Annotated in this window: 12 protein-coding genes; 3 read left to right on the top strand and 9 right to left on the bottom strand. The window is 35.1% G+C overall.

What is annotated here, in order from left to right:
- Positions 1–68: 68 nt before the first annotated feature.
- From IC221_RS06685 to IC221_RS06665, 5 genes are all read right to left on the bottom strand, one after another.
- The gene (locus IC221_RS06685; protein WP_188168217.1) at positions 69–1430 is read right to left on the bottom strand and encodes a PP2C family protein-serine/threonine phosphatase; all 1362 of its coding nucleotides are present in this window, start codon (positions 1428–1430) and stop codon (positions 69–71) included.
- A 557-nt stretch (positions 1431–1987) separates the two neighbouring features.
- Positions 1988–2740: a hypothetical protein gene (locus IC221_RS06680; protein WP_188168216.1), complete on the bottom strand. Its 753-nt coding sequence runs from the start codon at positions 2738–2740 to the stop codon at positions 1988–1990.
- 55 nt (positions 2741–2795) lie between these two features.
- Positions 2796–4721 carry an STN domain-containing protein gene (locus IC221_RS06675; protein WP_188168215.1) on the bottom strand — a complete coding sequence of 642 codons (1926 nt, stop codon included), beginning with the start codon at positions 4719–4721 and terminating at the stop codon, positions 2796–2798.
- The gene (locus IC221_RS06670) at positions 4721–5722 is read right to left on the bottom strand and encodes a FecR domain-containing protein (RefSeq protein WP_188168214.1); all 1002 of its coding nucleotides are present in this window, start codon (positions 5720–5722) and stop codon (positions 4721–4723) included. Before IC221_RS06670 ends, IC221_RS06675 begins: the two co-directional genes overlap by 1 nt.
- A gap of 46 nt (positions 5723–5768) precedes the next feature.
- A complete protein-coding gene (locus IC221_RS06665) occupies positions 5769–6317 on the bottom strand; it encodes an RNA polymerase sigma-70 factor (protein ID WP_188168213.1) in 549 nt (182 codons plus the stop codon).
- Between the two features lie 414 nt (positions 6318–6731).
- Here IC221_RS06665 and IC221_RS06660 point away from each other — a divergent pair, with 414 nt between their 5' ends.
- Complete coding sequence (locus IC221_RS06660) at positions 6732–6932, top strand: hypothetical protein (protein WP_188168212.1); 201 nt, start codon at positions 6732–6734, stop codon at positions 6930–6932.
- 91 nt (positions 6933–7023) lie between these two features.
- Here IC221_RS06660 and IC221_RS06655 read toward each other — a convergent pair whose 3' ends face one another.
- Both IC221_RS06655 and IC221_RS06650 read right to left on the bottom strand, forming a co-directional pair.
- Positions 7024–7986, bottom strand: a complete 963-nt coding sequence (locus IC221_RS06655; RefSeq protein WP_188168211.1) for an NAD-dependent epimerase/dehydratase family protein — start codon at positions 7984–7986, stop codon at positions 7024–7026.
- A gap of 7 nt (positions 7987–7993) precedes the next feature.
- Positions 7994–8995, bottom strand: coding sequence for an AraC family transcriptional regulator (locus tag IC221_RS06650; RefSeq protein ID WP_188168210.1), 1002 nt, complete (start codon positions 8993–8995; stop codon positions 7994–7996).
- A 60-nt stretch (positions 8996–9055) separates the two neighbouring features.
- Between IC221_RS06650 and IC221_RS06645 the strand changes: the two genes are divergently transcribed.
- Together IC221_RS06645 and ggt are read left to right on the top strand one after the other, a co-directional pair.
- The gene (locus tag IC221_RS06645; protein WP_188168209.1) at positions 9056–10150 is read left to right on the top strand and encodes a hypothetical protein; all 1095 of its coding nucleotides are present in this window, start codon (positions 9056–9058) and stop codon (positions 10148–10150) included.
- A 23-nt stretch (positions 10151–10173) separates the two neighbouring features.
- Entirely contained in the window at positions 10174–11895 is a 1722-nt protein-coding gene (gene ggt, locus IC221_RS06640; protein ID WP_188168208.1) for a gamma-glutamyltransferase, read from the top strand.
- 104 nt (positions 11896–11999) lie between these two features.
- Here the strand turns inward: ggt and IC221_RS06635 are convergent, their stop codons facing one another.
- Both IC221_RS06635 and IC221_RS06630 read right to left on the bottom strand, forming a co-directional pair.
- Positions 12000–12794, bottom strand: coding sequence for a thymidylate synthase (locus tag IC221_RS06635; RefSeq protein ID WP_044202936.1), 795 nt, complete (start codon positions 12792–12794; stop codon positions 12000–12002).
- Between the two features lie 34 nt (positions 12795–12828).
- Complete coding sequence (locus IC221_RS06630) at positions 12829–13743, bottom strand: hypothetical protein (RefSeq protein ID WP_188168207.1); 915 nt, start codon at positions 13741–13743, stop codon at positions 12829–12831.
- Between the last annotated feature and the right edge of the window lie 159 nt (positions 13744–13902).

Raw genomic sequence — 13902 nt, 5'->3', positions numbered from 1 at the left:
TCATTGACTCACAATACTTTAGAGCGCTAATGTTTCTTAACAAAGTGTATAAGAGTGAAGAGTGTCTATTACGTTAGGTTAAAACACATCACCGTAATATCATCTTCTTGCTCTTTCTCAAAATGCTCAGAAATGTAATCATCAAAACTTTCTTTCCAAGTATGCTTATAACCTTGATAGAAATCTTTGATAATCTCTTCCAGCACTTTACGTCCTATCATTTTTCCTTCTTTAGTTTTATGATTAATAAAACCGTCTGTTGACAACACGATTACATCATCAGAATCAATTTCATATTCCTTATCCATATAAGGGATTGAAGAAGGAGCATTATTTGTTACCCCAACTGATCTATCAGAACTCTTAAAAGCTGTCACTTCATCCTTTCGAATAATATAACCAATACCATTGGCTCCTGAATAGACAACATGTCGATCTTCTATGTATACAATCGAAAGATTACAACCTTTATCATTGATACTACTATAGTAGTTAAAATTATCTCTGATGTATTGATGCAATTCATAAATCAATTCGGAAGGTCGCTCTGGCAGCGCTTGCAGCGTATCTAAATAAGAAGTAATCACTGACCCTAATAGCATACCAGTCATACCTTGATTATAACAATCAATCAATACCACTACTGTTGTACCTCTAAAGCTATTCACGTAGTAATAATCTCCTCCTACTGTATCTTTGGGCTGGTAATAGATGTAATACTCGGCGAAGTAATCCTTCAAAATTTTATCACTTGGCAAAGTATTAAGTTGAATCTTAGAAGCATACTCAATACTACTTTTAATAGCCTCTAAACTATTCTCTGCTTTGATTTTATCGGACTCATACTGCTCTTTCTCCCTTTTTTCATCAATGATCATCTGTTCTTGTGTAGCAATGATCTCTTCCTGCTGTTGTTTTAACTCCTCCTCCTGCTGTAATATTTCATTTTGCTTTTCTCTAACAATAGCTTCAGATTCATTACGAAGTGAATCGTAATTGATGATTGTAATAATTACATCGATTCCAACACCAACAATAATGGCATAAGTGAAAATTTGAATATTCGAAGACGCATCATCCAAATTAGAGAACGGAATTAAATCAAAAAGTCCTAATACAAAAAGTAATGTTATACACCCCAAAACGGCATAAGCAAAACGCTTCCCGACTCTACCTCCAAAAGAGAGGTAAGAAGACATAATAGGGGAAAGGAAAAAGTAAATAATTGGAGATGAAACCCCTCCTTGGACAAAGCAAAGAGAGAAAACCATAAACAAAGAGTAAACATGCAAAACATAGTTTTTCACCCCTTTATTATAAGGAATATAAAGCAACAAACCGTAAACAACAGAATGAATGGCAAGTAACTTAGCTTCATTATAAAGTCCTAAAGGAATATCTATAGGTATAAAACCTACAAGTAAGAACATAATGAGATTTAACTTTGAGGTCAAAAAGTTATTCTTATTCTCCATTAATTTTAAAAGTAATATCTAAATAGTTTAAAAAAGGGTATACTTTTCACACAAATCATTATAAAAAAATACTGCTTATTCTCCTTCTCAAGGAAGAATTTATGAGATATAAGCACAATAATTTACCGAAGGTAGCACGTTGAAATATTCTGAAAAGTAATAGAAATTAAAGCTTAATAGTTTAAAGTATATTGCAAATTAAATAGTTTTTCTTCTATTTTCTGTATCACAATCAAACATAATACACAAACCAAAGGCTATAAACTTGATTTACTGAATATTATATAACATATAAATTCATCAGCTATACGATGGTTACAAGTTACGTAATAGGGTTCGTGTGGACGTTTTACTAAAATTCCCCTACAGTACTGCACTTTAGATGATGATGATTAATACTTCATGAAGAAGAAGGAAGCTTGAAAGTAGGTCCTATAAATACTTACAGAAAAATCGGTTGAAAGTCTTTAGCAACTATCAAATTTCATTTTTACACATAAATAAAGACTGTATTACCAAATCTCTGGAATAAGCACTTTACGGTGTGTAGGATAATCTTTAAACGTTTTCAGGTACCACTCATGATGATCTCTTGCCCTTGGAATCAGATTAGCCAATGTCCACACTAAAAAACTCAAACTTGCCACACTCGGTACCATCAAAAAGAAGCCAGTCCATTCCACAATTTCCCCAAATAGATTAGGCGAACTTAAGCGATTGAATAAAAAACCTTTGGGTACAACATAATGTGTTTCTCCTGGCTTTCTTAAGTTCAAAAGAATGTTGTCAGACATAATATTGATATACATTCCTACTCCAAAGAGTACTACTCCGATCACAAATAGTGGAAGCGAAAAATAAAACCAGCCACCTCCCAAGAAATAACCATTGAGTGTTCCATTGATACTATTGAAGAACATCGCAGAACCAACAATCACCAATGGCATCTTTTTCTTTTTATTCGACATTCTAAATGGAAATATAAAAGTGCGATTGATGTAATGTACAGTCCAAAAGGTAATACCAACTTTTGCCACCCAGGAAGACTCTAGCCCTCCAGAAGCAATAAAACCAGTCCACAACGTAATGGGCGAAATGATCTCCATAAAAAACCATCCCCAAGTGTTTGAAATTACAGACCCCCAGTCAGATCGAGTGTGCCTTCCAAATGGAGCCACAACTTTAAAGAAGAAAAGAATACAAAATGTAATCAATGCTACATTAATCCAACCCCACCCAATGACTTCTAATAACTGCTGATCCATAACGAACAATTAAAGACTGTATAATAACTACTTATACAATCAATTTAACATTTTATTACCAAGAAAACCTAATTCCCACTGAACCACTTATCCAAAAAAGACCAATATCAGTTTGTTCTGAATAAAATGAAGGAGGTGCTGAATATTCATTGTTCTGAATAAAAGGATCATAGTTTACGCTAGGTCCTGCAGTAATAGAAATTCTCTTCCAGATCGGCTGTTCGTACATCAAACTCCACTTTACAAAACGATGTTCAAACTCTGAAGTGGCGTCGTTGTAATTACCATGCATTCCTGCCTCTATTAGCAATCGTTTGAAGAGATAAGCACCGAAACCTATCCCAAAATGATACCCTTGATAACCGTCCAAGTACCCTGAATTGAAAATGCTTGTTCCCACTTTATAATAATTGTAGAATTTCCTTGTACCGGTCTGAAATGACAAATTCAACATACTAAATTCATCCAAATGATAGCTCACGGAATGATAACCATTTTTGTAATAGCTAAACAGGCCAATAGGTAAACCTTTTGCACCATCATTGGCAACGTTGATCAGACCGATTTGTACTCCTTTTAAAGTGTCAGCAAAATTATAAATACCTGCAACCTGCATTCCTTTTATTTCATTAGAGGTATGGTTATAAATACCCGACACCTGCCAACCAATCACTGAGTTGGAATAGTTCGCTATCCCTGCCAACTGCATCCCTTTTATGTCTTTCTGGTTTGTATTCAAAATACCACTCACCTGAGCTCCCTGTATTTCTTTGGCATAACTGTAGATCCCGCTTAATTGTAAACCTTTGACAAAAGTTCGGGTAGCACTTGTAATTCCTCCAACTTGAACACCCTTCACATTTTCTCGCACCACATTATTAATACCACCGATTTGAACACCAAAAACAGAATCAGCAACAATATTTGTAATACCGCCAACCTGCATACCGTTAACTTCTCCCATATTGTAATTGACAATACCACCTATTTGTGCTCCAGTCACATTTCCGCCTACAATATTACTAATACCACCAATTTGTGCTCCCTGCATATGGAAGCGGTTGATGTTTACCAATCCACCGATTTCACCCCCTCTATCTACACCTGCCGAATAACCAATAAGGGTATTAAAAGAAAGACGGTTTGTGTAGGAACCTCCAAGGAAATTACTATTACTTAAGAAAGGAACCAACGTGAATTGTGCCGTTCGATGCTCTATGTATTCAATACTATTAGAAATGATATCCACCTTTTTAGGCACAAATCGCTTCACAATGTTGAGTTGATGAGGATTTTGAGTAGATAAAGTAAGGTCAGAGTCTATAGGATTGGAATTTTCATTATATGGAGATAAACCTACATTGTATAGCACTTCGTTTTCATCATCTCCAGGGTTAAATTGCACCATGGTATCATAAAAACCACGATTACGAAAATAAACACCTTTTTGCATCCTTTCCAATGGAACTTTCAATGCATAATATCCCATACTGTCGGTAAGGGTTAATACCTTTTGCGATTCATCATAGACAACCACATTCTGAAGGCCCATTCCTGTAGAAGCGTCCACCACTCTACCGTTTAGCAAAATATCTTCTTTGAGTCGCTGTAACTCCTCTTTTGTTTTTCTTTTACGCTGATCAATTGGACGAATTGTCAGAGAAAAAGCTTCACGAATGATCACATGCATTCCAATCTGCTTGAACTCGTAGTTATAGCCTAGAATATCAATTAAAGCTGCTTTTACAGTGACATTTTGTCCTTTGAAATTGATCTCTTGCGTCAAATCGAGGATGGAGGGATTATAGGAAAAGGAGAAGCCACCTTGATCTTTGATTTCATCTAAGGCCGCTTCCAATGTTTGTTTTTTGATCTCAATACTAATAACACGTTGAAGTAAATCTCCCTCTTCGTTATTAGCAAAAACTGGATGGATTAGTAAGGAAAGGAAAAGAAATAGAATAAATAATCGGTGTTTCATTAATCGATATAATAGGCTTTATCACCTGTTTTTTGAACTTGTAAATTTAAAGTGGCTTGTAGTATTTCGAAAACCTCTTCGATGCTGTTTTCTTTGAAATCTACGGTTAGCTTCTTAGTGTTCAAACTTTCTCTATTTACACTAATATTTACCTTGTAAGCACTTTCTAAAGTAGAGATTACTTTCGCAAAAGAAGTATTATGGAAATTTAACGCTTTGGTTTTCCAAAACAGGTTGTTCATCGAAACATTTTCCTCTTTATAAGGCATAGCACTATTGGCATCAATTGCCCCTTCGGAATTCTTTTCTAACAACACAAAACGGTCTTTTTTCGATGATGATACCGCTTCAAGTTTGACTAACCCTTCCGTTACGGTGACAATAACATCATTTGCCGTAGCTTTTACATTAAATTTTGTTCCCAAGACAGTAATATCGCCTTTTGATGTATGCACAATAAATGGCTTGCTTTCATCATGAGCAATCTCAAAAAAGGCTTCACCATCTAAAGTCACCTCTCTACTATTCCCTTCAAAAGAGGCTACTGATAAAGTAGAATTACCGTTAATAGTAATATCAGAACCATCTTTTAATGTTTCCATTGCGGGCTGTTCGGGTTGATACACCTCTACCGCCACAAAAGTAGGTGCATCCACGTCTTCTTTTGAAGTATAGAAATTAACACCCACTGCCAATAAAACAATTGCAGCAATCGAAGATGCTATTCTTTTCCATGGCGTGAATTGGACCACCTTAGTGGTATTTACCTCAGCTTCGATAGCTTCATCCATTCGATTCCATGCTTTGTCCACATCCACATTCACCTCAGGAATAGAGGCCGTAAGCGTGGCTTCCCAAACCTTCCGGAAAGATTCGAAAGTAGCTTTATTTTCAGCTGAATAGTCGATCCAAAGTTTCACTGCTCTTCCCTCCTCCTCTGTAGTCTCGCCAAGAAGGTATTTGGTCAATAAAACTTCATCTATGTTATTATTCTTTTCCATAATCAATGATATGACACGTCACTTTTAATTTACCCCTATTGGAAGGTTAGAAATTTTTCAAAAAAAATAGAATTAAGATTGTAAAAAATCCGGTAAGCTCCGACCTTAAATATTTTAAGGCAGAAGACATCTGATTTTCAACTGTTTTAACACTGATATTCAGTTTCTTCGAAATCTCAGCGTACCTCAGTCCTTCAAAACGAGAGAGTTGGAATATTTCTTTCCTTTTTTCAGGCAAACTGTCAATACTTTCGCGAATTTTCAGGTCTAATTCACTACTTTCCATGGTATCTACCTCATGTTGTGATGCATCATTGATTGCTTCCTCATTATAAGATTTGTATTGTTCTTTGACTTCAATATGTCGTATAACATTCAATGATTTATTTCTAACCGCTCTATACAAATAGGCTTCAATTGAAATATCAATCTGTATTGTTTCTCTATTTTCCCACAATTTGAAAAGGATATCATGTACCACATCTTCTGAGGCTTGAATATCTTTCAGAAATGTATTCGCAAAAGCACATAGCTTAGGGTATTGCTCCCTAAATAACTTTTCAAATTTATCTTTTGTAATGATTTCTTCTACCAAAATATAGTTTTTGTAAAATGGGATATTAAAACACTTCGCTTAATCACAAATATGCAATTAATAAAAAGTAGATCAAAAGTAAGTTTTTCAAATTAAAATCTTTCTTAAAACAAAGAATAAAACAGCCTTTTCAATATCAAAAACAGACATTCAATAAAAAAATACACTTTTTTTCAACCTCGAATAGGGGTATTTCCCTATTGAAAGGTCATACTATCGAAGCTCACAAAATGAGCATAACATTAAACTTAATTTGAGGATAAAATGAAATCGATATTGTTTCTAAATAAATTCAAAATAATAGAAGTGAAAGAGTCAAAATACGTGATACTATAGTATGACTTCAATTTTAAACAAAAGGACCTAGTATCGGTTTTACATTTATCTACACTACTTAAACTACACCTACTAAAAATGAAAAAGGTAACACATAAAAGAAGCTTCAATGAAGCATTTCAAATCGCTTTAAATAATCATTCTCTTTTTAATCAAGAGACCTTTGATCAAAATTACCAAGCTCTCCATCAACGCATTGAGTCATCTTCTCAAAATAATGCTTCCAATAATCGTTCATTTTTCGTTAAAACCTTAAATAGTTCAATTTCAAAAAGTTAGATGAACTCAAAATGAACAAAATCACTATAACTCATAGATAATGAGCGAGTTAATAACGAACTAACTCACACCATTGTGAATAAAGTCAAAATTAATCAAGAATAAGCTCCTGATTTTCAATCCATTTGTGAATATCTCGTAAAGAATTGTGAATAACTTTAGGCTTAAAATCTAAGTTATTCACTGCTTTTTGATGAGAAATAGGACTATTAAGCTCTAAAAGTGCATTAATTGAATATGAGTTAGTTGGAAGTGGTGAATTTGAAAACTTACCCACAAAGTCAGTAAAAGTTGCCAACATTTTCATAACCGGTGTTGATAACTTAATAGGACTTATTAACTTTTGTGCAATATTCCCATATATTTTTGCAATTTCTGGAATAGAATAGTAGGTATTCCCCAAAATATATTTTCCTTCCACTTGATGCTGTACCGCAAAAATACAACTTTTCACGACATCTTTAACATCTACTACATCAAAGCCTCCTTGGGTTAACATTGGAAGACGATAAAAATGAATCAAACGAAAAAGCTGATTGAAACCATTGAAGTAGAAATCTCCTCCACCGATAATTGATGTGGGGTTTAGAATTGTAATCTTTATTCCACTTTGCTGACTTAAGTAACGCTCCATTTGTGCCTTGGAATAGTCGTAACTTCTATTTTCATCTTTTACCAAAGCAGCAGTTTCATCAAAGACACCTGTAATCGGCACTTCCATACTATGAATAGAACTGATAAATATAAAGTGTTTGACTCCTGCCTTTTTTGCAATTTCAAAAAGATTTTTTGAGTAAATGTAGTTCACATTAATGACATCTTCATTGACACCATACTTTGGATAAACCACTGCTGCACTGTGAATAACTGTATCTACTTTATTCACAAACTGTTGAAGACTATGTTGATACCTTAAATCTCCTACAATTTGTTCTACATTAGTGAGTCTGTTTGTTCTCTTCCTGACAAGTACGCGGTGTGGTATATTTTCTTTCTGGAGGTATTTATGCAGCACATAACCTACATGTCCGCTAGCTCCTGTTAAGGCTATCATAACGCTGTTACGATTTATTTTTCAATTCAATCATCACTTTGGGTGACATCCCATAGTATTTCTTAAAAGCATCAGAAAATTTAGAAATACCTTTAAAACCTAAGTCTTGTGCCACCTCTGTCACGGTCTTTTTTTGGTGAATCAACATATTTCTTGACTCATCCATTCTTAGTTGTGTATAAAACTGATAAAGAGGTTTCCCGAATTCCGCTTTAAAATCCCGAATCAACTTTGATCTACTGATACCAAACTCGTCACATATTTCCTCTAAGGAAGGAGGCTGAGACAAGTCTTTTGAAATAAATTCTCTGATCGCAAAAAGACGTTCTGTATCGAAGGAGTCTAACCTTTTAGCATCATTGACATCACGTTTGGTTAAAAACTCAAAGATCTGTCCCAAGATAAAAATGGATTGACTGTAGACCACCGACTTATAAGAAATACTATCTCTTTCCACTTCAAAAATTTGATCAAGAGCAGTTGCAATTTCATAAGTAGGAGACTCAAAAAACAACCAAGGTTCGGGATTGTGAATCAATTCTTTGATTTCATGAAAGCGATCTCCAAAGTAATCATCCAGTAAGTTTTTTTTGATCATCATGGTGACCCATTGAGCGTTTGATCCAATACCACCATAATTGATGACGGACTTTCTTAAATTAGAAATCATCAAACCTCTTTGTTTACCAGGGCCAAAAATCTCTATTTTATTGTCTGTCTCATAAATATGCTTAATGTTACCATCTCTCAATAACATGATATAGATAAAGTCAGCATCACTTTTGGGATGATGCCTTACGCCTACCTCTTTTTCAATCACACAATCGTGCACTATTATTTTGATATCATTCAGTAATGTAAAAAAATGATAGTCGATTAATCCATACTCTGATTGTGTTTTGATTCTTTTACCATTGAACATTGTACCCGTTAAGGCTGCAATTTGATTTGGAAAAGAGGTTTCATCATTATGATCTACATTGATTATTTTATCTTCATTTATTGTCATTCGGCAACAGTAATTTCTAATTTTAGGATTTAGTTCTGTACATAAAAATAGTCACAAACCATGAAAATCATCTCATTTACTAAAATCAAGAAAGGAAAACCTAAGAAAAAGGCAAAAACAAATGAGGATAAACTGACAAAGTTGTGGTTTGAAGTACAAAAAAAGAAAAAGCGAAATGCTTTACTGACAAAGGAAGTTCACTTAATGCTTACAGCTTATCAAGAACACCTTGAGGAAGTAGCCTCGTCTCGTTTCACTACCTTATATTCTTTTATTGAAAGAATGCTTTTTTTAGGGAAAGAAGCGAAACTGACCAATAAAAATCATCAGCTATTTCAATTATTAGTACAGCATTATCTCGTGGAAGGCTTACAATCTCCATTTGCCAAAACATTAAAGTTCGATCAGTTGATTCCGGAATTTCAAATGCTCGCCGAAAACGCTTCTTCTAAAAAAACAAAGTCCCAAAAAAGGAAGGAAAGAATTGAACACATCAAAAAGCAACTGGTTTTAAAATCAAGATCGGAGGAGATAGACCACTTGTTAACCGATAACGATTGGGAAAAAATGATTGAAGACGATCATCAAGTTCAAAAAATATTTGAGGAGAAAGTGCAACCTTACTTATTGAGCAAACAACAAAAGCAACTTCTAAAAGAAGCATTTCAGAAAGCAGACCAAAGAGAGAAGACAACAATAAATTATACCTCTGTCCATTCACTCTATAAAAAACTGGCCAAAAAATTTCACCCCGACTTAGTGAAAGATGAACATGAAAAAGAAGAACGACACCACTTAATGTCCATCATTACTGAAGCCAAAAATAAAGAAGATATTACAACGCTCTTAGACCTGTACAGCACTCACTTTAAAGAGGACAAAATAGAATTTAAAGAAGAGGAGTCTGAAAGGTTACTACAACTCTTAGAAAAACAAGTGAAGGAATTGGAAGAAGAAAAAGAGAGAATTATTGGAGGACCTAAGGAACATTACATTTATAATCTTTTTGTGGGTAAATCTGGAAGTGGTATTGAACGAGAAGCCTTACATTTGAAAGAGAGTGAAAAACATAAAAAACAACAACTAGAAGCTCAATTAAACGAATTAGAAACAATTGAGGATTTACAAAGTTTATTGTTGAGGTACGATTATTAAGCATATATATCAATTCAATTATTATGAGAAAACTACTCTTAAAAACACACTTTAAATCTGTTATTTTATTAGGGTACCTACTTACAGGTTCACTTTTAGCTTCTGCACAAGACAGAGTAACAGGACACACTTTTGCGACCCGTTCGGAAGTTTTAGCTCAAAACGGTATGGTGGCCACTTCACACCCCTTAGCTACTCAAGTAGGATTAGATATTTTGAAGAAAGGTGGAAATGCGATCGATGCGGCCATTGCAGCCAACGCCACTTTAGGATTAATGGAACCCACGGGATGTGGAATTGGTGGAGATATTTTCGCCATTATCTGGGATGCGAAAACTCAAAAATTATACGCTTTGAATGGCAGTGGCAGATCTCCTAAAAAACTAACCTTAGCGTATTTCAAAGAAAATAATTATACAAAAATTCCTGCACTGGGTCCTTTACCTGTCAGTGTACCCGGTACTGTGGATGGGTGGTTTGAAATGCATAAAAAATTCGGAACAATGGATATGAATACCATCCTCACTCCTGCAATCGAATATGCTGAAAATGGATTTCCTCTGACAGAACTAATCGCTTGGTATATGCAAAAATCGATTCCTAGGTATCAAGCGAAAGGTTTTCCAAATATTGAAGATACATACATCCATCAAAATGGAGGTAAACTGCCTAATGAAGGAGATATTTATAAAAACCCGTACTTGGCAGCTACTTATAAAAAAATTGCAAAAGGTGGTAGAGATGCTTTCTATAAAGGAGAAATTGCGAAAACGATTGGATTATTTATCAAAGAACAAGGCGGTTTCTTGAGTCGAAAAGACCTTGAAGATCATCATTCAGAATGGTTAGATCCCGTTTCTATCAATTACAGAGGATATGATGTATGGGAACTTCCTCCCAACGGTCAAGGTATAGCAGCACTTCAAATGTTGAAAATTTTGGAACAATATGACTTCTCAAACATTCCTTTCGGGAGTGCTGAACACCTGCATTTATTTACGGAAGCGAAGAAATTGGCATTTGAAGATAGAGCTAAATATTATGCTGATATGGATTTCTATGATGTGCCTCTATCTACTTTACTTTCTGAAAAATATGCTAAAGAAAGAAGTAAAGAAATCGGAGAAAGAGCTTCTACTTACGAAGCAGGTAAAATCAGTGCGGGTGAAACGATTTATATGACGGTAGCGGACAAAGAAGGAAATATGGTATCGCTTATCCAATCCAACTATAGAGGAATGGGATCAGGTATGGTACCTCCGAAATTAGGATTTATGCTACAAGACCGAGGGGAATTATTCACCTTAATAGAAGGTCAAGCAAATACATTTGAGCCGGGTAAAAGACCTTTCCACACCATCATTCCTGCCTTTATCACCAAAGATGGAAAACCTTATGTTTCATTCGGAGTGATGGGCGGAGACTTCCAACCTCAAGGTCACACTCAAATTGTGATGAACTTAATTGATTTCGGGATGAACCTACAAGAAGCTGGCGATGCTCCTCGATGGGATCATACAGGTGGTGCTTCTCCAATGGGTGAAACTACTCAAAACAAAGGAATGATCAGAGTAGAATCGGGTATTCCTTACGAAACAGTAAGAGGATTGATGGACAAAGGGCATCAAGTTGGTTTTACGAGAGGTACTTATGGTGGCTATCAGGCTATCCTTTGGGATGATCTCAAAAAAGTATATCATGGGGCGAGTGAGAGTAGAAAGGACGGACAGGCAGCGGGGTATTAATTCCTTCCTCAATAAAAACTGATAACACAAACATCAAAAAATAAAACAGGCTACCTTATCGTTTCAATAAGATAGCCTGTTTCTATTTTTAACTACTCCAATTACTACACAGATACTTCTGCTTTGATATGTGGATGTGGATCGTAATCTGTCAATTTGAAATCTTCGAATTTGAAAGAGAAAATATCTTTCACCTCAGGATTGATTTCCATTTTTGGTAATGATCTGAAATCTCTTGTCAGCTGTAATTTGGCTTGATCAAGGTGATTGTTGTAAAGGTGAGCATCTCCTAAAGTATGAACGAAATCCCCTGGTTCCAAATCACAAACTTGAGCAATCATCACGGTCAGTAATGCATAAGAAGCAATATTAAATGGAACACCCAAAAATACGTCTGCACTTCTTTGGTACAACTGACATGAAAGTTTACCGTCTGCTACATAAAACTGGAATAAAGCGTGACAAGGCATTAAAGCCATTTCGTCCAACTCCCCTACGTTCCATGCAGAAATTACCAAACGTCTTGAATTAGGGTTCGTTTTGATTTCATTGATCAACCAAGAAATTTGGTCAATTGTTTTTCCATCAGCACCAGCCCATGAACGCCATTGTTTACCATAAACAGGACCAAGTTCACCATTTTCATCTGCCCATTCGTTCCAGATTCTCACGCCGTTATCTTGAAGGTACTTTACATTCGTATCCCCATTCAAAAACCATAATAGCTCATGAATGATAGAACGAAGGTGTAACTTCTTTGTCGTTAAAACTGGAAATCCTTCTGATAAATCAAAACGCATTTGATGACCGAAAACTGATTTTGTACCCGTTCCGGTACGATCTCCTTTCTCAGCTCCTTCCTCTAAGATTCTGTTTAATAATTCGTGGTATTGTTTCATTCTGCTCTCGTAAAAATTCGAATGCAAAAGTGCATCATTTCCTTTCGATAACCAAATTATTAACACCGTCAAAATAATAATCCGTACGAGCTGCACCGCCAAGAGATAAATACGACAAAGTACTGTCGTCATATTTTTGCGTTCCTCTAAGCACTTGCTCCCCTTTTAGCGTGAGATAATATTTACCTTCTTTCTGCTCGATCAAATCCAGAGAAAGTCTTTTGATGATATTTTCATATTGCAAATCTCCAAAACCTTCCCAAGTTTGTCTACGGAGTAATTTCCCGATCAGTTTAAACAAGGTCAGTGGTTCGTCATTCAAGTATTTCAAAATTCTTCTTTCCAGTTTGTTTAATCCAGTGGCTGGATTTGGGAAACGCTCAAGGTGAGCTATCATTGCTTCTTTTAGATAGGCAAAGTTTACCGGGTGTTTATTGATCATCCGAAGAAAATCCTTTAGGTTATCACTCGTGTACTTCTTCCAAAATCGTGAAGCGTATTCAAGGTCGTTCTCCGATAGCAACAATCTTTCATTGAAGAGCCTTGGGTAATCATTAATTTTATATTCTCCTAGTCCTTTGTTCTTGTCTGTATTGATGATAGAAATCTTATCGTACACAAAGCTATTTTGAGTAATAAAAGCCAATATAGCCATAAGATTCACCTGACAGAATAAGTCATTTTCAAACCAAAGTACAATTTCATCTTCGGGTTTTAAGTGATTAAGTTGTTGTAGCTCATCATGTAAAATACGAGCATATTCATCGGAAGATATATTAAAATTAGAATTCAGAAAGCTTGTTCTTGATTCAAAGAAAGACAGAGTGAACAGTGGTCCAAAGCAGTCTCCTTCTACGAGCATTTCCCTGAAAACTATCGAAGTACCTTCAAAGTTATTCTTCTTCCAGATTTCAAAACTACTATCGCCATTTAGTATGTGATAAATCATAAGCAAGCATTAATATATTTACATTGAAATGGTTTAATTGTTACAAATATCGTAATTTAAAACTATTAACATTGAATAATTAGAGTCAAAATTAGCTATTTTGGTATATTTTTCATATAATGCATATCAGGACGTTGATATTAAAGTATCATTTTTTGT

Source organism: Flammeovirga sp. EKP202 (assembly GCF_014534745.1).
Lineage (GTDB): Bacteria > Bacteroidota > Bacteroidia > Cytophagales > Flammeovirgaceae > Flammeovirga.
Note: the sequence above shows the minus strand (reverse complement) of the source record. Positions and strands in the feature narration are given on the sequence as shown.

Excerpts from the sequence above, each read along its gene's own strand:
- IC221_RS06670 (WP_188168214.1), bottom strand. The coding sequence starts at position 5,722 with ATGGAAAAGAATAATAACATAGATGAAGTTTTATTGACCAAATACCTT.
- IC221_RS06655 (WP_188168211.1), bottom strand. The coding sequence starts at position 7,986 with ATGATAGCCTTAACAGGAGCTAGCGGACATGTAGGTTATGTGCTGCAT.
- IC221_RS06650 (WP_188168210.1), bottom strand. The coding sequence starts at position 8,995 with ATGACAATAAATGAAGATAAAATAATCAATGTAGATCATAATGATGAA.
- IC221_RS06635 (WP_044202936.1), bottom strand. The coding sequence starts at position 12,794 with ATGAAACAATACCACGAATTATTAAACAGAATCTTAGAGGAAGGAGCT.
- ggt (WP_188168208.1), top strand. The coding sequence starts at position 10,174 with ATGAGAAAACTACTCTTAAAAACACACTTTAAATCTGTTATTTTATTA.
- IC221_RS06645 (WP_188168209.1), top strand. The coding sequence starts at position 9,056 with ATGAAAATCATCTCATTTACTAAAATCAAGAAAGGAAAACCTAAGAAA.
- IC221_RS06675 (WP_188168215.1), bottom strand. The coding sequence starts at position 4,721 with ATGAAACACCGATTATTTATTCTATTTCTTTTCCTTTCCTTACTAATC.
- IC221_RS06680 (WP_188168216.1), bottom strand. The coding sequence starts at position 2,740 with ATGGATCAGCAGTTATTAGAAGTCATTGGGTGGGGTTGGATTAATGTA.
- IC221_RS06660 (WP_188168212.1), top strand. The coding sequence starts at position 6,732 with ATGAAAAAGGTAACACATAAAAGAAGCTTCAATGAAGCATTTCAAATC.
- IC221_RS06630 (WP_188168207.1), bottom strand. The coding sequence starts at position 13,743 with ATGATTTATCACATACTAAATGGCGATAGTAGTTTTGAAATCTGGAAG.
- IC221_RS06685 (WP_188168217.1), bottom strand. The coding sequence starts at position 1,430 with ATGTTCTTACTTGTAGGTTTTATACCTATAGATATTCCTTTAGGACTT.